This window comes from Cupriavidus sp. HY129, from assembly GCF_059492215.1.
This window is the reverse complement of record NZ_CP083254.1, coordinates 1,439,095-1,459,646: the sequence shown is the minus strand read 5'-3', so window position 1 is coordinate 1,459,646 and position 20,552 is coordinate 1,439,095. Positions and strand designations below refer to the sequence as shown.

The 20,552-nt window shown below is 64.5% G+C and carries 18 protein-coding genes; 6 read left to right on the top strand and 12 right to left on the bottom strand.

The genetic code is table 11. The annotated features are described in order from the left end of the window. Positions 1 to 24 precede the first annotated feature (24 nt). The 6 genes from dapD (at position 25) to K6G35_RS06705 (ending at position 5,474) form a co-directional block, all read left to right on the top strand. Positions 25 to 849 carry a 2,3,4,5-tetrahydropyridine-2,6-dicarboxylate N-succinyltransferase gene (gene dapD, locus K6G35_RS06730; protein ID WP_008649080.1) on the top strand — a complete coding sequence of 275 codons (825 nt, stop codon included), beginning with the start codon at positions 25 to 27 and terminating at the stop codon, positions 847 to 849. A 59-nt stretch (positions 850 to 908) separates the two neighbouring features. Next, the gene (locus K6G35_RS06725; protein WP_029308066.1) at positions 909 to 1,295 is read left to right on the top strand and encodes a hypothetical protein; all 387 of its coding nucleotides are present in this window, start codon (positions 909 to 911) and stop codon (positions 1,293 to 1,295) included. Positions 1,296 to 1,311: 16 nt separating this feature from the next. Next, positions 1,312 to 1,659 carry an arsenate reductase gene (locus tag K6G35_RS06720; protein ID WP_008649082.1) on the top strand — a complete coding sequence of 116 codons (348 nt, stop codon included), beginning with the start codon at positions 1,312 to 1,314 and terminating at the stop codon, positions 1,657 to 1,659. A gap of 18 nt (positions 1,660 to 1,677) precedes the next feature. Next, on the top strand, positions 1,678 to 2,829 hold the full coding sequence (gene dapE, locus K6G35_RS06715; protein ID WP_495676232.1) for a succinyl-diaminopimelate desuccinylase: 1,152 nt from the start codon (positions 1,678 to 1,680) through the stop codon (positions 2,827 to 2,829). 5 nt (positions 2,830 to 2,834) lie between these two features. Continuing rightward, positions 2,835 to 3,728: a 50S ribosomal protein L3 N(5)-glutamine methyltransferase gene (prmB, locus tag K6G35_RS06710; RefSeq protein WP_008649084.1), complete on the top strand. Its 894-nt coding sequence runs from the start codon at positions 2,835 to 2,837 to the stop codon at positions 3,726 to 3,728. Positions 3,729 to 3,977: 249 nt separating this feature from the next. Next, the gene (locus K6G35_RS06705; protein WP_035882011.1) at positions 3,978 to 5,474 is read left to right on the top strand and encodes a Fic family protein; all 1,497 of its coding nucleotides are present in this window, start codon (positions 3,978 to 3,980) and stop codon (positions 5,472 to 5,474) included. 115 nt (positions 5,475 to 5,589) lie between these two features. Here the strand turns inward: K6G35_RS06705 and K6G35_RS06700 are convergent, their stop codons facing one another. The 12 genes from K6G35_RS06700 to K6G35_RS06645 form a co-directional block, all read right to left on the bottom strand. Next, the gene (locus K6G35_RS06700; protein ID WP_411431790.1) at positions 5,590 to 5,853 is read right to left on the bottom strand and encodes an RcnB family protein; all 264 of its coding nucleotides are present in this window, start codon (positions 5,851 to 5,853) and stop codon (positions 5,590 to 5,592) included. 314 nt (positions 5,854 to 6,167) lie between these two features. Then, complete coding sequence (locus K6G35_RS06695) at positions 6,168 to 7,433, bottom strand: c-type cytochrome (protein ID WP_495676231.1); 1,266 nt, start codon at positions 7,431 to 7,433, stop codon at positions 6,168 to 6,170. Beyond that, positions 7,430 to 7,984, bottom strand: a complete 555-nt coding sequence (locus K6G35_RS06690) for a (2Fe-2S)-binding protein (RefSeq protein ID WP_008649088.1) — start codon at positions 7,982 to 7,984, stop codon at positions 7,430 to 7,432. Before K6G35_RS06690 ends, K6G35_RS06695 begins: the two co-directional genes overlap by 4 nt. After that, positions 7,981 to 10,806 (bottom strand): xanthine dehydrogenase family protein molybdopterin-binding subunit, encoded by a 2,826-nt coding sequence (locus K6G35_RS06685; protein ID WP_495676230.1) that lies wholly within the window; start codon positions 10,804 to 10,806, stop codon positions 7,981 to 7,983. Before K6G35_RS06685 ends, K6G35_RS06690 begins: the two co-directional genes overlap by 4 nt. Before the next feature lie 332 nt (positions 10,807 to 11,138). After that, the gene (locus tag K6G35_RS06680) at positions 11,139 to 12,224 is read right to left on the bottom strand and encodes a M14 family metallopeptidase (protein ID WP_495676229.1); all 1,086 of its coding nucleotides are present in this window, start codon (positions 12,222 to 12,224) and stop codon (positions 11,139 to 11,141) included. Positions 12,225 to 12,296: 72 nt separating this feature from the next. Beyond that, the gene (locus K6G35_RS06675; RefSeq protein ID WP_495676228.1) at positions 12,297 to 13,034 is read right to left on the bottom strand and encodes a hypothetical protein; all 738 of its coding nucleotides are present in this window, start codon (positions 13,032 to 13,034) and stop codon (positions 12,297 to 12,299) included. An 87-nt stretch (positions 13,035 to 13,121) separates the two neighbouring features. After that, positions 13,122 to 13,949: a M55 family metallopeptidase gene (locus tag K6G35_RS06670; RefSeq protein ID WP_495676227.1), complete on the bottom strand. Its 828-nt coding sequence runs from the start codon at positions 13,947 to 13,949 to the stop codon at positions 13,122 to 13,124. Next, positions 13,946 to 15,004: a DmpA family aminopeptidase gene (locus K6G35_RS06665; protein WP_286880812.1), complete on the bottom strand. Its 1,059-nt coding sequence runs from the start codon at positions 15,002 to 15,004 to the stop codon at positions 13,946 to 13,948. Before K6G35_RS06665 ends, K6G35_RS06670 begins: the two co-directional genes overlap by 4 nt. Next, on the bottom strand, positions 15,004 to 15,906 hold the full coding sequence (gsiD, locus tag K6G35_RS06660) for a glutathione ABC transporter permease GsiD (protein WP_186425325.1): 903 nt from the start codon (positions 15,904 to 15,906) through the stop codon (positions 15,004 to 15,006). The genes K6G35_RS06665 and gsiD overlap by 1 nt, the downstream gene beginning before the upstream one ends. A gap of 10 nt (positions 15,907 to 15,916) precedes the next feature. Next, positions 15,917 to 16,837, bottom strand: coding sequence for a glutathione ABC transporter permease GsiC (gsiC, locus tag K6G35_RS06655; RefSeq protein WP_008649095.1), 921 nt, complete (start codon positions 16,835 to 16,837; stop codon positions 15,917 to 15,919). Positions 16,838 to 17,074: 237 nt separating this feature from the next. After that, entirely contained in the window at positions 17,075 to 18,631 is a 1,557-nt protein-coding gene (gene gsiB / locus K6G35_RS06650; RefSeq protein WP_008649096.1) for a glutathione ABC transporter substrate-binding protein GsiB, read from the bottom strand. Between the two features lie 28 nt (positions 18,632 to 18,659). After that, the gene (locus tag K6G35_RS06645; RefSeq protein ID WP_008649097.1) at positions 18,660 to 20,552 is read right to left on the bottom strand and encodes a dipeptide ABC transporter ATP-binding protein; all 1,893 of its coding nucleotides are present in this window, start codon (positions 20,550 to 20,552) and stop codon (positions 18,660 to 18,662) included.

The following is a 20,552-nucleotide window of genomic DNA, read 5'->3' as shown; positions in this document are numbered from 1 at the left end:
ATATTCACCACTGAGAACACAACCATGACGCAAGCACTGCAAGCCCTGATCGACCAGGCCTGGGAAGACCGCACCAGCCTGTCGCCGAAGTCCGCGCCGAACGACATCCGCGAAGCGGTGGCCAACGTGATCTCGCAACTCGATTCGGGCGCACTGCGCGTGGCCGAGAAGCAAGGCAAGGACTGGGTCGTCAACCAGTGGATCAAGAAGGCTGTGCTGCTGTCGTTCCGTCTGGAAGACAACGCGCCGATGAGCGCTGGCGGCTTTGCCCAGTTCTACGACAAGGTGCCGACCAAGTTCGCCAACTGGACTGGCGACGACTTCGCGAAGGCCGGCTTCCGCGTGGTGCCGCCCGCCGTGGCCCGCCGCGGTTCGTACATCGCCAGGAACGCCGTGCTGATGCCGTCGTACGTCAACATTGGCGCCTACGTGGATGAAGGCACCATGGTCGACACGTGGGCCACCGTCGGCTCGTGCGCGCAGATCGGCAAGAACGTGCACCTGTCGGGCGGCGTCGGCATCGGCGGCGTGCTCGAGCCGCTGCAGGCCAACCCGGTCATCATCGAGGACAACTGCTTCATCGGCGCCCGTTCGGAAGTCGTGGAAGGCGTGATCATCGAGGAAAACTCGGTGATCTCGATGGGCGTGTACCTGGGCCAGTCGACCAAGATCTACGACCGTGAAACGGGCGAAATCCACTACGGTCGCGTGCCTGCCGGTTCGGTCGTCGTGGCCGGCAACCTGCCGTCGAAGGATGGCAAGTACAGCCTGTACTGCGCCGTGATCGTCAAGAAGGTGGACGCGCAAACCCGCGCCAAGACCAGCCTGAACGACCTGCTGCGCGACTGAATCGCGCCTTGACAGCAATGCCGCCGCCGGGCACGCCCCGGCGGCGCGAAGCCCAGCCGATGCCATCCCTCCGCAAGCGACTCATGGCCCTCGACCCCGCCACCGTCAGTACCGTCCTCTCCCTCCTGCCGACCATCCTCGAACAGGCCAACAAGACCATCGAGAAGCTCAAGAAAGGCAAGAAGAAGGACGAGGAAGGCGCGCAACCCGGCGCGGCCGACACACGCGACCCGGCCGCTCGCATCGCGGAGCTGGAAACCACCGCCATGCAGCAGGCCGAGGCCGTCAAGCTGCTGGCCGAGCAGCACGCCATCACGATCGAGGCATTGCGCCGCGAAGCCGCGCGCCTTGACCGGCGCCTGCGCCTGATGACCGCCGTGGCCATGGCCGGCGTGGCACTTGGCCTGGGTGGACTGGTCATCGCGCTCAACCTGCTGTTCCGCTGAACCCGAACCTGACACCATGACTACCCTGCTCTACGGCATTCCCAACTGCGACACCGTCAAGCGTGCCCGTACCTGGCTGGAGTCGAACGGCGTCGACTACACGTTCCACGATTTCAAGAAGCAAGGCGTCGACGAGAAGATGTTGCGCGCCTGGCTCAAGCACGTGCCCCTGACCACGTTGCTGAACAAGAAGGGCACCACGTACCGCGCGCTGTCCGATGCGGACAAGACGCGCGCCGAGTCCGAAGCCGGCGCCATCGCGCTGATGCAGACCAGCCCGTCGCTGATCAAGCGTCCCGTGCTGGACCGCGACGGCAAGGTCAGCGTCGGTTTTTCCGCTGACGGCTACGCCGCCCTGTTTTAACGATTCATCCCCCGCCCCATGAACCCGACCCTTGCCCTGACCGAAGACCTGATCCGCCGCCGCTCGGTCACCCCCGCCGACGAAGGTTGCCAGGCCGTGCTCGAGACCCGACTCAAGGCCCTTGGCTTTACCTGCGAGAACATCGTCAGCGGCCCTGACGATTTCCGCGTCACCAACCTGTGGGCGGTCAAGCGCGGCACCCAGGGCACCGCAGGCAAGCTGCTGGCCTTTGCCGGCCATACCGACGTAGTGCCGACCGGCCCGCTCGACCAATGGTCTTCGGACCCGTTCGAGCCCTCCCATCGCGATGGCAAGCTCTACGGCCGGGGCGCGGCCGACATGAAGACGTCGATTGCCGGCTTCGTGGTGGCAGTAGAAGAATTCGTGGCGAAACACCCCGAGCACAAGGGATCGATCGCCTTCCTGATCACAAGCGACGAGGAAGGCCCCGCGCATGACGGCACCGTGAAGGTGGTGGAAGCGCTGAAGGCGCGCGGCGAACGTCTCGACTATTGCGTGGTAGGCGAACCGACCTCGGTCGACACGCTCGGCGACATGGTCAAGAACGGCCGCCGTGGCTCGCTGTCCGGCAAGCTCACGGTCAAGGGTGTGCAGGGCCACATCGCCTACCCGCACCTGGCGCGCAACCCGATCCACCTTGCGGCGCCGGCAATGACCGCGCTGGTGACCGAGGTATGGGACGCGGGCAACGAGTATTTCCCGCCCACCACGTGGCAGATGTCGAATATCCATGGCGGCACCGGCGCGACCAACGTGATCCCGGGCCACGTGACGATCGATTTCAACTTCCGCTTCTCGACGGCCAGCACGCCTGACAGCCTGAAGTCGCGCGTGCACGCGATCCTCGACCAGCACGGGCTCGACTACACGCTCGACTGGACGCTGGGCGGCGAGCCGTTCCTGACGCCGCGCGGCGACCTGTCCGAAGCACTGGGTGCAGCCATCGCGGCCGAGACCGGCGTGAAGACGGAACTCTCGACCACCGGCGGCACCTCCGACGGCCGTTTCATCGCGAAGATCTGCCCGCAGGTCATCGAATTCGGCCCGCCAAACGCCAGCATCCACAAGATCGACGAACACGTGGAAGTCCGCTTCGTCGAACCGCTCAAGAACGTTTACCGTGGCGTGCTGGAACGCCTGATTGCCTGATCCCCATGGCCACCACCTCTTCCCTGAAAACCGTCCGCGACATGCTGCGCCTGGCGGTTTCGCGCTTTACCGCCGCGAAGCTCTCGTTCGGCCATGGCAGCGCCAACGCCTATGACGAAGCCGCCTACCTGGTGCTGCATACGCTGAACCTGCCGCTGGACACCCTCGACCCGTTCCTCGACGCCCGGCTGCTGCCAGAGGAGATCGACGCCGTGCACAAGGTGATCGATCGCCGCGTAAACGAACGTGTTCCGGCCGCCTACATCACGCACGAAGCGTTCATGCACGGGCTGCGTTTCTACGTGGATTCCCGCGTGATCGTGCCGCGCAGCTTCATCGGCGAGCTGCTGCAGGATGGGCTGGAACCGTGGGTCGGTGATACCGGGCAGATTGGCCCGGTACTGGAACTGTGCACCGGTTCCGGCTGCCTGCCGATCATCGCCGCGCACGTCTGGCCGCACGCGCGAATCGACGCGGTGGACATTTCGTCCGACGCCCTGGCCGTGGCCCGCCGCAATGTGGCGGACTACAAGATGGAAGACCGCATCACGCTCTACGAAGGCGACCTCTACGCGCCGTTGCCGTCGACCGCAACGTACGACGTGATCCTGACCAACCCGCCGTACGTCAACGAGCAGTCGATGCGCGACCTGCCGCCCGAATACATGGCGGAGCCGCGCATTGCGCTGGCCGGCGGCGACGACGGCATGGACGTTGTGCGCCGGATCATCGCCGGCGCGAAGAAACGCCTGAATCCGGGCGGTGCGCTGGTGGTGGAAATCGGCAACGAGCGCGAGAACGTCGAAGCGGCCTTCCCCGATCTCGACATCGTCTGGCTTTCGGTCAGCGCCGGCGACGACCAGGTGTTCCTTGTCACTTATGAGGCACTGCCGGGTTAAGTAGAAAGGGGGATTTCGTCACACACGCCTAAAATTTGGTGTGGTGCTTCAAGGCGAAATATAAAAAAGGTTCGTATTGCGCGAATTTGGTGTGCAAGGTGGCAGCTAGGCCGGGGTCTGGTCTCGCCCCCATTTTGCGCACTTCCTAATAAAAAGTAGACGAAAGTAGCGAGAAATATAAAAATTCATCGCTCACCTAAAAAAAGGTTGCGCCCCTAACATCACTTTGATGGATCGACGGTGCAGAACATGCGTCTGGTTGGATATGCCTGGTTGCGCGAACGGCTGGATCTTCCCGTCGTCCCTGTCACTCGTGAAGCACGTGCGGGGGCAACTACGCGCATTCTTGAGACTGCCGATGCCGTGCTGTTTCCACGCAAAGTCGCACCGGCAGAGGGCGCCTCTGATCTGACCCATCTGCTGTTCGCGCTCAAGCACGAAGGCATCAACCTGGCCATCCTGGCCGGGGCGCTCCCTCCGATCGGCGCAGCCGAACTCCAGCTCGAACTCGACCGCCACCCCACCAGCCGATACATCCGTGTGGCTGCGCTTCTCTGGGAGCATTTCACGGGCGCCACATTGGCACCACGGCACTCGGACAAAGTGCCGTACGTCAGCGTGTTCGACCCCGAACGGTATTACACGGCGGAGCCCGGCCAACTATATCCACGCTGGCGCGTGCGCTTCAACGGGCTGGGTTCACTTGATCAGTGCGTGGCCGTGCGCCGTACCGAATCGATCCAGTCGATTCTGGACATGGACGTGTTCGCGCGTATGGACGCCTTTATTGCCAACGTCGGCAAAGACATCCTGGACCGAGCGCTCAACTGGGCGTATCTCAGCGAAACGGAAAGCTCATTCGAGATCGAGCGCGAACACCCCACTCAGGACAAGACCGAGCGATTTGTCCAGTTGCTGCGTCACGCGCACGAACGCCGGCCGCTGGATGAACGCTACCTGGTGGAGCTGCAGAACGACATCATTACCAACCCGTTCGATCAGGCCATGCAATACCGGACCGAGCAGAACTGGCTGCGCCGGGGCGGCCACGGCGCGGCTTCGGTCACCTACGTTCCGCCCAACCCCGACGACGTACCAGCGCTGATGCAGGGACTGGAAACCTTCGCCAACGATCCTCCCCGCAATCTCGATCCGCTGATTGTGGCGAGCATCGTCTCGTTCTGGTTCGTCTTCATCCATCCGTTCATGGATGGCAACGGCCGCTTGTCCCGTTTCCTGATCCACCACGCGCTGTGCCGGTCCGGCAAAATGGCGCATGGTTTCCTGCTGCCAGTCTCGGTGGCCATCAAGCGTCACGAATCGGACTACCTGGCGGCGCTGGAGAGCTTCTCGAAGCCGGCTCGCGCGCTTTGGCGCGTATGGGCGCTGGGGGAGCATGAATTCGATTGCCAGACCGATGCCGGCTCGATGCCCTATCGATATTGGGATGCCACGCCCTGCGTGGAATTCGGCGCGCGCATGGTCAAGGAAGCCCTCGAACACGATCTCCAGGCCGAAACACAATTCCTGCAAGGCTACGACGAAGTGGTCAGGCGCGTCGAGGCAGAGTTCGACATTCGCAACCACGACCTCGCCACACTCATATCGAGTTGCTTCCGGGAGAAGGGGCGCGTGTCCAATCGCTGGAAAAAACAGCTCGGCATCCGCGTGCAACCCGAAGCCTTCGACGCGATCGAGGCAGCGGTGCAGGACGTGTTCTTCCCGGGCACGGCGTCCGAGGCTTGAGCCCGTCCCCGGCAGTCATCCCCAAACGCAAGATTCCAGGCAAAAAAAAGCGCCGTGATCACTCACGGCGCGTTTCACATCTCAAGCTCGGATAAGCAGCGGCCGCAACGGCCAATCAGCCTCCGGGCCCAACCGAGTACACCGTCCCATTGGACGACACCTGGTAATAGTCAGCACCGATACCCACCCAGTGGTAGCCCTTCTTCGGCGCTGGGAGGTTGTATTCCTTGTACTTGTCGATGACGTACTGCCGGTCACGGAACTCGGCTGGCAACTTGTCACCCTTGCTCCACTTCTGAGGCGTATACGGCGATGCCGCACCCATCGGCATCGTGCCCGATGACGATGGCGATGACGACATCGAGCCAGAAGACTTCATGGAACCAGAGTGCTGAGCAAGAGCAAAAGGCGCCGCCAGCATACCGGCGGCTGCCACGGCGATGGGTATTAACATCCTCGTTTTCATCGTGATCTCCACAGATGGAACACAAGAACTGCTCCAGAGTCGGGCAATCCTCTTGAAGCTTAGTAACAACTGTGGGGAAAACGGTAGTTCTGCCGTACTTTAGGTGCCGCAAATACCACTTTACGGTCATGAAATACGCGAATTCTCCCCGCTCTCCCACATGGTGAAAGAGCGGGCGATCCGCCAACCTCGATGATGCGCGGCGACAGTTCAGATGCCGTGCGACATCAGTGACTCGGCGTCTCGCGCAGCGCCTTGACCGAGTCAGCCGTCACATCGGCCGGCTGGCCGCCGTAGCTGGCCCGCAGGTAGTTGGCGAGCGCCGCCAGCTCGGCATCGTTCATGCGCGTGGCGAATCCCGGCATATCCTGCATGCTCTCCAGCCCGGGGAAGTCCTGCCGCTCGATGCCGTCGAGCATCGACACGATCAGGTTGCGCGGGTCCGCATTACGCACCGTCGAATTGCCAAGCATCGCCACCGCGACGTGAGGCTTGCCTTCGCCTTCGCGTCCGTGGCACCCCGCACAGACAGCCAGATAGTGCTGGCGGCCCGTGGCCATGGCACCCGCGTCGGCATTGGCCGGCTTCAGCGGATGCGGTGCCGGCGGCTTGTCGCCGAGCAGGTACGTGGCCATCGCGCCGACATCAGCGGCATTCAGGTAACGGCTGCTCAGATGCACCACGGGGAACATCTCGCCGTAGGCTGAGCCTTGGGGCGCGATGCCGGTGGAGAAGAACGTCTGCAGGTCCGCCGCAGTCCATCCGCGCGCCGCCAGCCCGGCCGGCGAGATATCGGGAGCCCCCACCCGCGCCAACGCCGAACCCGTCAGCGGACGACCACCATCCATCTGTCCGAACTTGCCGCGTGGCGTGTGGCACTCTGCGCAGTGACCGAGCGCGTTGGTCAGGTAGCGGCCGCGTATCCACGCCGGCGACTCGCCCTTCGATGCATCGGGCAACGCATCCTTGCGGAACAGCAGGTTCCAGCCTGCCATGGCGAAACGCTGGTTGTACGGGAAGCCCAGTTCTGGCTCGCGATTCTGCACCGCTATCGGCTTGAGCTGCATCAGGTAGGCGTACATCGCATCGGTATCGGTACGCGACAGACCCCGGTACGAGGTGTACGGCATCGCCGGATACAGATGCTTGTCGGGCGCCACGCCATCATGAAGCGCCTTGTAGAAATCGTCGGCGCTCCATTTGCCGATGCCATGGTCCTTGTCCGGCGTGATATTGGTGCCGTAGAACTTGCCGAACGGCGAAGCCAGTTCCACGCCGCCCGCGAATGGCGCCCCGTTCGGCGCGGTGTGGCAGGCCGCGCAATCGGCCGCGCGCACGAGGTAGCGGCCACGCTCGATCTGCTGGGCCGGGGTCAGCTTCGTGGCCGGCGCCAGGTCGGCAGCCTGCGGCACATCGGAACTGCCCGACCCGCATCCGGCAAGCAGTAGCGCCGAGCCTGCGGCCAGCGCGGAAATCCATCGGATTGTCGTCATTGCGCGCCCTTCCCCTTCACCAGCCCCGGCGTGCTGGTGACCACGTCCTTGATGGCCTCGTAGTACCGCACATAGCCCGTGCAGCGGCAGATGTGCTCGTCCATGGACGACATGATGGTCTGCTCGACCTTGTCCGCCGCTACCGGCTCACGCTTGAGTTTCTCCACCAGCACGGTCGCGCCATTGACGAACCCGGGCGTGCAGTAGCCGCACTGGAAGCTGAAGTGCTTGAGGAAAGCCTGCTGCACTGGCGTCATCTCGACGACTTCGCCCTTGTCATTGCGCTTGCCATGGCCTTCCACGGTGCGGACGCGCTTGCCCTGGAAGAAATGCGCGCCCGTGATGCAGGTGCGAATGGTTTCGCTCGTGCCGTCCGGGTGGTCGAGAATCGCCACGCAGGCGTGGCAGACGCCCTGTCCGCACCCCAGCCGCGAGCCGGTCAGGTTCACGTACTCGTGCAGGAAATCGATCATCATCAGGCCGACGGGCACCTCGAGCGGGCCGACGTCCTTGCCGTTGATGTTCATCGACAATGCTTGCGTGGCGATCATGCCAGTACCTCCTGAATCTTTTCGGCCGTGACCGGCAAATCGGTGAAGCGGTGCCCAATGGCGTGGGCGATACCGTTGACGATGGCACCCACCACCGGAATCATCACCACCTCGGCAATACCCTTGGGCGGGTCGGTGTCGGAAATGGGCGGCAGCACGGTTCCGGTCTGCGTCCATACGGCCACATCGCTGGCACGCGGCAGGTGATAGCGGTTGAAATTCCACGTGCCGTTGCCGGGGCCATCCTCGTAGAGCGGCAGGAACTCGTGCAGCGCGTGGCCGATGCCCATCGCGATGCCGCCCTGCAACTGACCCGACACCAATTCGGGCGACAGTTGCGAGCCGCACTCCATGATCGAATGGTGCGTCAGCAGGCTGACCTTGCCGCTGGCCTCGTGCACCGACAGCTCGACCAGCGTGCCAACCGCGCTGTAGTACGTCACGGACGCATTGTTGCGCTGGACCGGCGCGATATAGACCTTGCGTCGGTCGAGCACGTCATAGCCATTGGTCGTGCGCTTGCCGTTGGCTTCGCCCGCACCCATGCGTACCGACAAACCATCCACCGGAATCCGCACGGCCTGGCCGTTGACGACGAAATCGGCTTCGGTCCACTGCCAGCGATTGAACACGTGCACCGTGGCGCCGGTGACCAGCCCCAGTTCGTGCGCCTTCTTGACGAGCTGTTCGTATGGCAGCGCCTGCAGACCGCCGGCGCTGAGTTTGCCATCGACCCACCGGGCATCCTCCACACGCACCACCAGCGATGCCGCCTGGCCGCCGCCGATGCCCTGGCTCCAGATCGCCATCGCCGCCGGCCACAGGCCATGCATGAAGACCACGCGGGCCGCTTCGCGCGTGCTGTGCGTGAAGTAGTAGGCCGAGTTCGTCGCGCTGGATGGCGACGCGTAGCCCGGAGACCAGCGCGGATTCTGCGAGAGCTTGTCCTGATCCGCCTGGCTCATCAGGTAGGGATCGCCACTGGTCGTGACGGGCAGGTCCGGCCACTCGGTAATCGACGTCCGCACGTCCGTGGCCGCGCGGCTCAGCCAGCGCGACACCGCGGAGGCCTGCGACGTCGACATGCCGGTGCCGATTTCCGCGCCTGAGTGATACAGCGCGATACGGCCTTCGGCATCGATCTCGACGCGCGCGAACGATGTCTCCGCGCCCGTGCCGAAGTCCTTCTGCACACAGGCAAAGCCCACGCCATAGCGATGGCCCGGATGCGCGGCCTCGTACTCGGCCTTCTTCTTCGCGCGATTGGTCCACAGCGGATGCTTGCGCGAGGCTTCCAGCACTTCATCCACGCGAATAGCCCCGGCGGGAATCGCGCCCTGCGTGTTCTTCATGCCGGAGCGCAGCGCGTTCTTCAGCCGGAACTCGATCGGGTCGAGCTTCAGCTGCTCGGCGAACTCGTCAATCATCATCTCGGTCGCCGCCATGCTTTGCAGCGTGCCATATCCGCGCGCCGAGCCAGCGTCGATCGCACGGGAGGCGATGGCCACCGTGGCGAGATCGTTCTTCGGGAAGTAATAGATCGACTGCGCAGCCGTCGCGCCGACCATGGCCACGGACGGCGAGAAGTTCATACGGCCACCACCGTTGGCCTCGAAGTCGCCCTGGAACGACTGGAGCAGTCCGGTTTCCTTGTCCACCGCGATGCGGTAGTGCATCTTGAACGCGTGGCGCTTGAGCGCGGTCTGGAACTGCTCGTAGCGGTCGTTGGCCAGCCGCACGGGCTTGCTGCCGGCATAGAGCGCCGTTACCAGACCGTAGAACGGGAAGTTGTAGTGATCCTTCGAGCCGTAGCCCACCGTGTAGGTCGGATGCAGGATCACCTGCTTCACCGGAAACGCGGACTTGCAGCGCGCCAGCATTTCCGCGGTCGATTCGCCCACCTCCGACGGCGCCTGCGTTGGCACCACCATGTGCAGCGTCTGGTTGTCGCGGTCGTACCAGCAGTTGGCGTTATCGGCCTCGAGCGCTGCGGTATCGATCGACTGCGTGTTGTACTCGCGATCCAGCACGAGCCAGTTGGCCGGTGGACTTGCCAGTTCGTCGCGGATCGACTTCGCATGGGCCATGCCCTGCTCGCCCACCTGCCCGTGGTCCTTGCCGTCCGGCCAAACGGGCTGGTGCTTGCGCATCGCGCTGGGGAACACCGGCGCGAACTTCAGGCTCGAGAACACATCGTCGTCGAACGGCGTGGCGCCGCCCACGCGCACGAAACGGAACGTGCCCCAGGGATCGCGCTCAAGCGCGCCAGTCTGCGCGCCATAACGCACGACCTCGTCGCGATACTTGAGCTTGTCCTTGGCAAAGCGGAAGCGCGCGAAGTCGTGATAAATCAGGATGGCCACCGCGTGGCCAAGATACGCCGGGGTCTTGCCCACCGGCAGCAGCATGTCGTCACCGTAGAACTTCGGGAACGTCACACCGTCGCGCTCCAGGTCGGCGGCCGTCACCACAACGTCGGGCTTCAGGTCATCGCCGAGCAGGCTCAGGTCGATGCCGTCGAAGGTACGGTCCGCACGGGTCGTGCGCACGATGAAGGCATGCGATTGCTGCGCGGGCCAGTGTGGCATATCGCGTGCGCGGATATCGCGTGCGAAGACTTTTTCGCCGTTGACCTTGGCGATGCCATCCACACGGAAGCGTGGCGCGCCGGTGGCGGGATCGGTTTGCACCGGCGTCAGGTGCTTCTCTTCGAACAACGCGGCCAGAGCCGCCTTGTCCGCGAGGGGCACGATGCAAACCGATACCCCGGCCACGACGCTCGTCTTCAGGAACGTGCGGCGCGATGGATTGAAACTGGGCATGGAGATTCTCTCGAGGAGTGCGACGGGCGAACGCTGCCAGCCGGTCCATTCGACCGGCGCGGATCATGAACCACGCGGGAGATGCCGACGCGCTCTCGCTTGCGTCCGGCTGAGGATGTGGGGCTGGGCAACGACGCCTGTTCTTCTTACTGTGCTGTCATGGCGCGCGGCATCGACCAAGCGATGCCGGCACGCCCGGGCGATTGTCTCGCCATCCCTCCCCGCGTCTCAACCGGGCACGGTCAATAACGACTATCAGCGCTTCCGTATGGTCGTTGAAAGGTAGTCGAAAGATGAGTCGATTACGAACCGCCGCATCTCGGCATAAGCCGCTACACGCCGATTCCCTTGCGCACCGCGTCGGTCACCTGAGCCACCACGCCATCGCGCCATTCGTCCGAATCGCCATAGAAGGCACGCCACACAGCCTGCTTGATCAGTGCGCGCTGATTCTCGTCCGCTTCAGGATGCACATGCAGCCAATGGTCGCCACGCAACGCATCGAGCACATCAGGCAGCGGCAGCGTGCCGAACTCCAGGGCGATGCCCGCGTAGTCGATCGTCGGCAGCGTCTGCGGCACGGCCGCCCACGCGAGCCCGGTCAGGTTGGCCGATGTCGACGAGCCGTCGTAGATCGACGTCACGCTGCCGCCCCAGATGGCCCGCGTCTTGTTCAACTGGCGCGCCTCGTCGGGCCCCATGTAGATCGGTTCGCCATAGCCCCACGGTCCCAGCCCCGTGTGCACATCGACCCATCGCAAAGTGGTCCGCCCGGCGCCAAAGCGGGCCAGGATGCGCCGTAACGTGTAGTTGCTCCACGTTGCCTGCTGACCGCCGAAGAACATGCCATCCGGGTCCTGATACTGTCCGGCGCTGATCGCCGCCTGGAACCAACCCATGCCCCGCTCCGTCACCCGCTTCATCAGCGCGGTGTGTTCGTCGCACGACGGCGGCCACTGGCTCGGCAGCAGCATCGGGGCAATCTCGGCATAGGCCGGATTGGCCGGCAGTGGCCGTTCGAAGTCCGCGAAATTGCGGTTCAGGTCAACGTTGTCCTCGTTGACGCGGCGCAGGTGGGAAAAGCCGTAGGGATTGACCGCGTGGATGAACATCAGCGCACAGCCGGCGCGGTGGCAGTCCGTATGCAGCCCCGTGTCGGCAAGCATCGCCACCTGTGTGCCCGATCCGCAGAAGCCTTCGGCGCCGTGGGTGCCGGACGTCACCAGCAGCACGCGCGACGCATCGGCGGCCCCGACCCAGGCGACGTCCATCGCCAGGGCCTCGCCCTGGTTGCCTGTTTCGGTGGGATGGGGGAACTCGGTCAGCGTCGCACCACATGCGCGGGCGGCCGCCAGGAATTTCTGGCGGGCTTCGGCATAGCTGCGTGCGAAGTAGCGCGCAGTCTGACTGGCAGGCATGGCGGGAATGGCCTGGGCCGAGTGGGGATGCCCTCAATGTAACGCCAATCCGGCGTTTTTATCCAGCGGACGTCAGAACAGCTCCGTCGGACCGCCCTCTGACGGCCAGGCGCTGCGGAATGCGTGCGGGTGCATCACGATGCCGGCGGCAGCAATCTGCGCGGCAGACAGCACCAGATGTCTGGCCAGCCAGTCATGCAGGCTGCGCAGGAAACGTATCTGATCCACGCGGTTTGCCCCTGCGATCAGCCACTCTAGCTTGACGTGCGCCGTATAGACATCGAGCAGGTTCGTGCTTTTGAGCTTGGGCGGCGTGGCCTGGCTGCGCTCGATCGCCAGCACGCGTTGCACCTGCGCGTTCGTGAGCGTGCCGCCGGTGGCGATCCGCTGATAAAGCTCATCGAGCGCGGGAAACAGGACTGTCGGCTGCACGCGCGGCACGGCAGCCACTTTCTCCATGCGCAGTACCACATAGCGCGTGGCCGCATTGCGGCACGCCAGCTCCTGTTCGGCCGCCGAGGGCTTGCGCCTCACCGGCGCGGGCAGATCGGCGTCGATCCGCTTCACCGCATCGCGCTCGGTATAGTCCGGGATCTGATCCAGCGCCTCGGGCACGGCCAGCACCTCGCGCGCGCATTCCGGGCCGAATGGGTACTCGTGGCCATCCGGCCCGCGCAAGATATAGGCGTGACCTTCGGGAAAACCGTGGTGGCGGCCACCTTTCGCGTTGCGCGCATGGCATCGCGTGCTGGCCGGATCGACGAAGTCCTTGCGAACGGGCGTCCAGCTCCCGTGCGTCGGATGGGTCATTGGAAGTCAGGCGAAATCGGGAACGGGCGCTATTGTCCCACTGTTTTCGCTCCGTTCTCCCGCGTTGCGGGAAAAGGGGGAAAACAACTACTTCAGCATGAACGACATCGCCGAGCAGCAGTTCAGCATTCGCACCGCAGCCTGCACGGTCGGCGCCGTGAATGTCAGCGTGACACCGTCCACCCGTTCGAACTCGGGCCATTGGCAGAACAGGTCGGCGTGGGCGGTGGTCGTCGTCTGCAGGCGGCAACTCACCGGCCCGGGCAGTTCGAAGCAACGTGCCTCGGCGTGGACGATCGCATCGCGCGTCACGGACTCGGCGGCCACTGCGATCGCTTCACGAGCGGCAGCGAGCGACAACGAGGTGCCGCTGCCCTGCCCGCCCGCGGCCTTGGTCTGCACGTAGCGCACCCATGGCATCAGCGGCTGCGTTTCCGCGATGAAGACGTCATCGCCGCTGGCCAGCATGACCGGCACGCCGAACTCGCCGGCCAATGCGGCGTAGATGCCCGCCTCGCCCAGCTCCAGCCCGTTGAGCCAGACGCGCGCGAATGCGCCGCTGTTGATCGTATGGGCCAGCACGCCACGGCTCTGCGCCCGGCCGTGATAGCCGATCATGAACACGCCGTCGCAATCCTGCTCGACGCCAGCCATCATGCTCAGATAGCGCGGCTTGCCCAGCACCAGTTGCGCGCGCGGGTCGATCTGATCCGGCAGCAGGTTGCGGAAGCCCCCGTGCGAATCGTTGACCAACACCTCGGTGGCGCCGCCCGCGAATGCGCCCTGCACGGCGGCGTTGGCTTCGGCCGTCATCCAGGCACGCGCGCGCTCGTACTCTCCATTCCCCGCGCGGGTCTGCTCGGCGTGGAATACGCCCGCCACGCCTTCGATGTCGGTGGAAACCAGAATCTTCATGCCATCAGTTCCTGCAACAGGTCTCGTAGTGCCCGACGGGTGTGCCCATCGCGGCCATGAACGGTTTCGCCATGCCAGAGCGCATTGACGATGGCCTGCTCCACGCTGTCAGCCGCGGCGCGGAACAGCGGGTCGAGCCGTGTTTCATGCACCATCTGCACGGCCGGCATCGGCACGTCGGCCAGATGCGGCACGGTGTACGCCGTCGAGAACGCCAGCGCGATATCGCCAGAGCCATGGCCGAATACGGAGCCGGTTCGCGCCAGCCCCGCGCCGGCGCGCAGCGAAAGCCGGCCTAGCTGCCGCGCGTCGAGCGGTGCGTCGGTGGCCACGATCATGATGATCGATCCCTTCTCCGGGACGATCTCCTGCCTCAGTTGGGCGGCCAGCGCCGCGCCCAGCGGCCTGCCGCCATAGATCAGGGAATCCGGCGTGCCAAAGTTCGACAACACCAGCGCGCCAACCGTGTAGCCGCCCGCAACACGCGATGCAGTGCCGATACCACCCTTGACGCCGAACGACGACATGCCCCGCCCCGCGCCCACCGCGCCTTGTGCGACATCCACGCTCGCGGCCGCCAGGGCGCTGTCGTAGTGGATCCCCTGGACCGCCATCGCCTGGATATCGTTCAGGTAGCCATCATTGCACTCGAACACGAGCGGATTGACGGTGGGCCAGGCGCGGCCGATCTCGGGGTTCTCGGTAATGGCCGCGCGGATCTGCGCCTGTGCCAGTGCGCCGACCGAGAAGGTGTTGGTCAGCGCAATCGGCGTTTCCAGCACGCCGAGTTCGTCGACCTGCACCAGGCCGATGCTCTTGCCGAATCCGTTCAGCACGGCGGCGGCGGCAGGCACCTTCTCGCGGTAGACATTGCCCGCATGCGGGCGAATCACCGTCACCCCGGTCTGGCAGGCCCCGTCGGCCAGCGTGCAGTGGCCGACGGTCACGCCAGCCACGTCGGTGATCGCATTGCGAGGGCCCGGCGGCAACGTGCCAATCACGGGGAGATCCATCATCGTGCTCGACTTGTGTTCAATGCGTGCTGAAGGTGCCATCAGCGCCGGTCGATCTTCGGATCGAGCGCATCGCGCAGGCCATCGCCCAGCAGGTTGAACGCCAGCACGGTCAGGAAGATCGCCAGGCTCGGGAAAATCGCCACATGGGGCGCGGTCACCATGTCAGCGCGCGCCTCGTTCAGCATCGCGCCCCACTCGGGCGTGGGCGGTTGCGCGCCAAGGCCCAGGAATGACAGGCCAGCCGCCGTGATAATCGACGTGCCGATCCGCATCGAGAAGTACACCACGATCGACGACACGGTACCGGGCAGGATATGCCGCATCAGGATCGTCCAGTCGGATGCGCCAATACTACGTGCCGCTTCCACGTACGTGAGCCGCTTGAGCATCAGCGTGTTGCCCCGCACAAGGCGCGCGAAGGCTGGAATGCTGAACACCGCCACTGCGAAGATCACATTGACCATGCCATTGCCCAGGATCGCGACGATGGCGATCGCAAGCAGGATGCCCGGGAACGCGAACAGCACATCGCAGATGCGCGTGACGATACGGTCCCACCAGCCCTCGTAGTAACCGGCCAGCAGGCCCAGCACCGTGCCGATGACCGCGCCGATGATCACCGAGAAGAAGCCGGCCGCCAGCGAAATGCGCGTGCCGGCCAGGATGCGGCTGAAGATGTCGCGCCCGAGCGAGTCAACGCCCATCCAGTGCGCGGCCGACGGGCCTGCGTTGAGCGCGTCGTAGTCGAAGAAGTTCTCGGGATCGTACGGGACGATGTGCGGCGCCAGAATCGCGACCACCACCAGCAGCAGCACGAACGCGCCGGCGGCCAGCGCGAGATGCTGCTTGCGGAACTTGCGCCAGAACTCGGTCCAGGGCGTGCGGACGGCCTCCGGGACGTTGGCGGCCTCGGGAGCGGCGGGCGTGGAAATATCGGACATGCCAGCCTCCTTATTTGTAGCGGATGGTGGGGTTGATCACGGTGTACAGGACGTCCACCACCAGGTTGATCAGGATGAATTCGAGCGAGAACAAGAGCACCTCGGCCTGGATCACCGGGTAGTCGCGCATCTCCACGGCATCCACCAGCAGGCGGCCGAGGCCGGGCCAGTTGAACACCTTCTCGACGAGGATCGAGCCACCCAGCAGAAAGCCGAACTGCAGGCCCATCATCGTCACGACGGGAATCATTGCGTTGCGCAGCGTATGCTTGATCACGACCACGGTCTCGCGCACGCCCTTGGCGCGCGCGGTACGGACGAAGTCCTCCTGCAGTACCTCGATGAACGATGCGCGCGTGAATCGCGCCATCACGGCGGCTACGGCTGCGCCGAGCGTCAGCGACGGCAGGATGTAGTGCTTCCAGCTATCGGCGCCGATCGACGGCAGCCAGCCGAGCTGCACCGAGAACACTTCCATCAGCAGCATCCCCAGCGCGAAGGCCGGGAACGAGATACCCGACACCGCCAGCGTCATGCCCAGGCGGTCCGGCCACTGATTCCGCCACACGGCCGAGCAGATGCCGATGGTCATGCCGAAGATAACGGCCCACACCATCGACGCGATCGTCAGGTACAACGTGGGCAGGAAGCGGTCGCCGATTTCTTCCGAAACGGGCCGCTTGGTGCGCAGCGAGGTACCGAAGTCCCCCCGCAGGGCGTTCGAGAAGTAACGCACGAACTGCTCCGGCATCGGGCGATCGAGCCCGAGGTCCTTGCGCACCAGTTCCACGGTGTCCGCGTCGGCCTCCGGGCCCGCGGCCAGCCGCGCCGGATCGCCGGGCAGCAGATGGACGAACAGGAATACCAGCACCGCCACGATCAGCATGGTGGGTATCACGCCCAGAAGTCGTTTGAGGAAGTAATTCAGCATCTCGCAACGGAAAATTGAGGACCGCCGGCCGCCCGCCCTCAACCCCGCGTATCCGGGCAGGCAGCCACACGGCTTACTGCATACAGCTTGTGCTTGTTTTTGGTACTGCGGCACTGCGATACCACGACTTGCAACCACTCTTACTGCGTTACTGCGTTACTGCGTTACTGCGTTACTGCGGCACTCCCCCTCCCCCATGAATGGGAGAGGGGCAAACACCGAAGACATGCCAACCGCTTACTGCTTGATATCGATCTCGTCGAAATTGAACGAGCCGTCGGGCATCACGTAGGCACCGGTCAGGCGCTTCGAACGCGCGTACAGCACCTTCTCGGTCACCAGGAAGGCCCACGGCGCGTCCTTCCAGATGCGTTCCTGAGCATCCTTGTAGAGCTTGGCCTTCTCGGCGCGATCGGTCGTGCGCAGCGCGTTGGCGATATCGGCATCGACCTGGTCGTTCTTGTAGTAGGCCGTGTTCAGCAGCTTCGGCGGCATCGCTTCCGAAGCCAGCAGCGGACGCAGCGCCCAGTCCGACTCACCGGTCGACGACGACCAGCCCACGTAGTACATCCGCACGCCGGCGTCCTCGGGCTTGGCCACCGACTCCACGCGTTCCACGCGCTGGCCGGCTTCCAGTGCCAGTACCTGCGCCTTGATGCCCACCTGTTGCAGCTGCTGCTGCACGAACTGGATCACCTTCTGCGCGGTGGTGTGGTTATAGGCCGACCACAGCGTCGTTTCGAAGCCGTTCGGGTAGCCGGCTTCCTTGAGCAGTTCGCGCGCCTTGGCCGGGTTGTACGGCCATGGGCCCAGCTTCTCGGCGTAGTCCACGCCCGGAGGCACCACGCCGGCCGACGGTACGGCGTAGCCGGCGAACGCCACCTTGGCCAGCGCCTCCTTGTTGATCGCGTAGTTGATCGCCTGACGCACCTTGGGGTCGTTGAACGGCTTGACCATCGTGTTCAGCGACAGGTAGCGCTGGATGATCGACGGCCCGTCGATCAGGTCCACCTTCGGGCTGGCCTTGAGCACCGCGGCCTGCTCGAACGGAATGCTGAACGCGAAGTCGGCTTCGCCGGTCTGCATCACGGCCGAGCGCGTGTTGTTGTCGACCACAGGCTTCCAGGTGATCGTGTCGATCTTCGGATAGCCGGTCTTCCAGTAGCCCGCGAACTTCTTGCCCTTCAGGTAATCGGTCTGCTTCCATTCCACGAACTCGAACGGACCGGTGCCCACGGGGTGGAAGGCAATCTCCTTGCCGTACTTCTTCAGCGCGGTCGGGCTGATCATCACCGCCGACGGGTGGGCCAGCACGTTGATGAACGGCGAGAACGGTTCCTTGAGCGTGATTCGCACCGTGTTCGGGTCCACCACGTCGGTCTTGGCCACACGGTTGAACAGCGTGTAGCGCTTGAGCTTGTTGGCCGGATCGGTCACGCGGTCCAGATTGGCCTTGACGGCGGTCGCGTCGAACGTGGTGCCGTCGTGGAACTTCACGCCCTTCTTGAGCTTGATCGTGTAGACCAGGCCATCCTTGCTGACGTCGTAGCTCTCGGCCAGCACGTTGACCAGCTTCATGTCCTTGTCGAAGCCGAACAGGCCTTGGTAGAACGACTTCACCGCCGCCTGCGACAGCGTGTCGTTCGCGTCGTACGGGTCCAGCGTGGTGAAGGTGGAGTACACGGCCATCACCGCGTCCTTGGCGGCAAATGCCGGCGCGGCGGCCATCATGCCCATGGCGCCCACTGCGGTGGCGCCGGCCATCAGGCGGAACGAAACCTTGCGGTCAGACATCTTCACTTCTCCTTGAGGAAAACGAACTTCAGTAGGCGCCGCCGACGGCGTGCCGGGCTACGTAATGTCCGTGCGCGCCACTGCCGGCCACGGCAACCAGCGGCTGGACCACTGGCTCGTCACCGACCGCGCGGATCGGGCTGGGGATCTCGTCGGAAAGCGGCTCGCGCTTCATGTGGCGCCGGGCCGGATCGGCGATTGGCACCGCCGACATCAGCTTCTTCGTATACGGGTGCTGCGGGTTCTCGAAGATGGCGCGACGCGGGCCGATCTCGACGATCTGGCCCAGATACATCACGGCCACGCGGTGGCTTACGCGCTCCACCACGGCCATATCGTGCGAGATGAACAGGAAGGCCACGCCCAGCTCGCGCTGAAGGCCGAGCATCAGGTTGACGATCTGCGCCTGGATCGACACGTCGAGCGCCGACACCGACTCGTCGGCCACGACCACCTTCGGGTTCAGCGCCAGGGCGCGCGCGATGCAGATCCGCTGGCGCTGGCCACCCGAGAACTCGTGCGGATAGCGCGATGCGTGCGCGGCGGTCAGGCCCACCTTTTCGAGCAGCCAGGCAACTCGCGCCTCGGCTTCCTTGCCGCTGGCCACCTTGTGCACCAGCAGCGGCTCCATGATCGAGTAGCCGACCGGCACACGCGGGTCCAGCGACGCAAACGGGTCCTGGAAGATGAACTGGATATTGCGGCGCAGCGCCTGAAGCGCCGGCCCCTGCATCTGACTGATGTTCTGGCCTGCGAACTCGATCGTGCCGCTCTGCGAATCGACCAGCCGCAACAGCGAACGTCCCGTGGTCGACTTGCCGCAGCCCGATTCGCCAACCAGCGCCAGCGTCTCGCCCGGGTAGAGATCGAAGCTGACTTGCTCCACCGCGTGAACGCGGCGCGTGACCTTGCCGAACAGGCCGCCTGGCACATCGAAGCGCGTCACCAGGTCGCGTACGCGCAGGATCGGCTTGGCGCCTGCCGGGATGGTGTCCTGCGGCGCTTCCTCGACCACCTTGTCGGTATCGCTCATCTGCACCAGCGGGAAACGGGCCGGCAGATCGGTGCCCGCCATCGCGCCGAGCTTCGGCACGGCAGACAGCAGCGCGCGCGTGTACGGATGGGCGGGCGCATGGAACACCTGATCTGACGTGCCCTCCTCCACCTTTTCACCGCGATACATCACCAGCACGCGATCGGCCACCTCGGCCACCACGCCCATGTCGTGCGTGATGAAGACCACGCCCATGTTCATTTCCGCCTGGAGATTGCGGATGAGTTGCAGGATCTCAGCCTGGATCGTCACGTCGAGCGCGGTAGTCGGCTCGTCCGCAATCAGCAACCCCGGCTTGCAGGACAGCGCCATCGCGATCATCACGCGCTGCCGCATGCCGCCCGAGAGCTGATGCGGGAAGCGGTCGAGCACGCGCCGCGCCTCCGGAATGCGCACCAGTTCCAGCATACGCAGCGCCTCGGCACGGGCTGCGGCCTTGTTCTTGCCCTGATGCAGGCGAATCGACTCCGCGATCTGCTCGCCGACCGGAAACACTGGGTTCAGCGAGGTCATCGGCTCCTGGAAGATCATCGCCACGTCCGCGCCGCGCACCTTGCGCAACGTCGATTCGCCGGCATTGACCAGATCGAGCACCTCGCCATTGCGCCGGCGCAGCGCCATGGCGCCATTGGCGATCTTGCCGCCGCCGTGCTCCACGAGGCGCATCAGCGCCAGCGACGTCACCGACTTGCCCGAGCCCGACTCGCCAACCACGGCCAGCGTTTCGCCACGGTCGACATGGAACGACAGGTTGCGCACAGCCTCGACGGTACGCTCCGACGTGGCGAAGCGCACGGTGAGGTTGTCGACGGCCACCACGCGTTCGGGCGGCAGCACGATGCCTTGTTTCGAAACGGTCTTCGCCAT

Bases quoted from the DNA above. Each gene is read 5' to 3' on its own strand.
- dapD (WP_008649080.1), top strand. From the start codon at position 25: ATGACGCAAGCACTGCAAGCCCTGATCGACCAGGCCTGGGAAGACCGC.
- K6G35_RS06725 (WP_029308066.1), top strand. From the start codon at position 909: ATGCCATCCCTCCGCAAGCGACTCATGGCCCTCGACCCCGCCACCGTC.
- K6G35_RS06720 (WP_008649082.1), top strand. From the start codon at position 1,312: ATGACTACCCTGCTCTACGGCATTCCCAACTGCGACACCGTCAAGCGT.
- dapE (WP_495676232.1), top strand. From the start codon at position 1,678: ATGAACCCGACCCTTGCCCTGACCGAAGACCTGATCCGCCGCCGCTCG.
- prmB (WP_008649084.1), top strand. From the start codon at position 2,835: ATGGCCACCACCTCTTCCCTGAAAACCGTCCGCGACATGCTGCGCCTG.
- K6G35_RS06705 (WP_035882011.1), top strand. From the start codon at position 3,978: ATGCGTCTGGTTGGATATGCCTGGTTGCGCGAACGGCTGGATCTTCCC.
- K6G35_RS06700 (WP_411431790.1), bottom strand. From the start codon at position 5,853: ATGAAGTCTTCTGGCTCGATGTCGTCATCGCCATCGTCATCGGGCACG.
- K6G35_RS06695 (WP_495676231.1), bottom strand. From the start codon at position 7,433: ATGACGACAATCCGATGGATTTCCGCGCTGGCCGCAGGCTCGGCGCTA.
- K6G35_RS06690 (WP_008649088.1), bottom strand. From the start codon at position 7,984: ATGATCGCCACGCAAGCATTGTCGATGAACATCAACGGCAAGGACGTC.
- K6G35_RS06685 (WP_495676230.1), bottom strand. From the start codon at position 10,806: ATGCCCAGTTTCAATCCATCGCGCCGCACGTTCCTGAAGACGAGCGTC.
- K6G35_RS06680 (WP_495676229.1), bottom strand. From the start codon at position 12,224: ATGCCTGCCAGTCAGACTGCGCGCTACTTCGCACGCAGCTATGCCGAA.
- K6G35_RS06675 (WP_495676228.1), bottom strand. From the start codon at position 13,034: ATGACCCATCCGACGCACGGGAGCTGGACGCCCGTTCGCAAGGACTTC.
- K6G35_RS06670 (WP_495676227.1), bottom strand. From the start codon at position 13,949: ATGAAGATTCTGGTTTCCACCGACATCGAAGGCGTGGCGGGCGTATTC.
- K6G35_RS06665 (WP_286880812.1), bottom strand. From the start codon at position 15,004: ATGGCACCTTCAGCACGCATTGAACACAAGTCGAGCACGATGATGGAT.
- gsiD (WP_186425325.1), bottom strand. From the start codon at position 15,906: ATGTCCGATATTTCCACGCCCGCCGCTCCCGAGGCCGCCAACGTCCCG.
- gsiC (WP_008649095.1), bottom strand. From the start codon at position 16,837: ATGCTGAATTACTTCCTCAAACGACTTCTGGGCGTGATACCCACCATG.
- gsiB (WP_008649096.1), bottom strand. From the start codon at position 18,631: ATGTCTGACCGCAAGGTTTCGTTCCGCCTGATGGCCGGCGCCACCGCA.
- K6G35_RS06645 (WP_008649097.1), bottom strand. From the start codon at position 20,552: ATGGCGAAGACCGTTTCGAAACAAGGCATCGTGCTGCCGCCCGAACGC.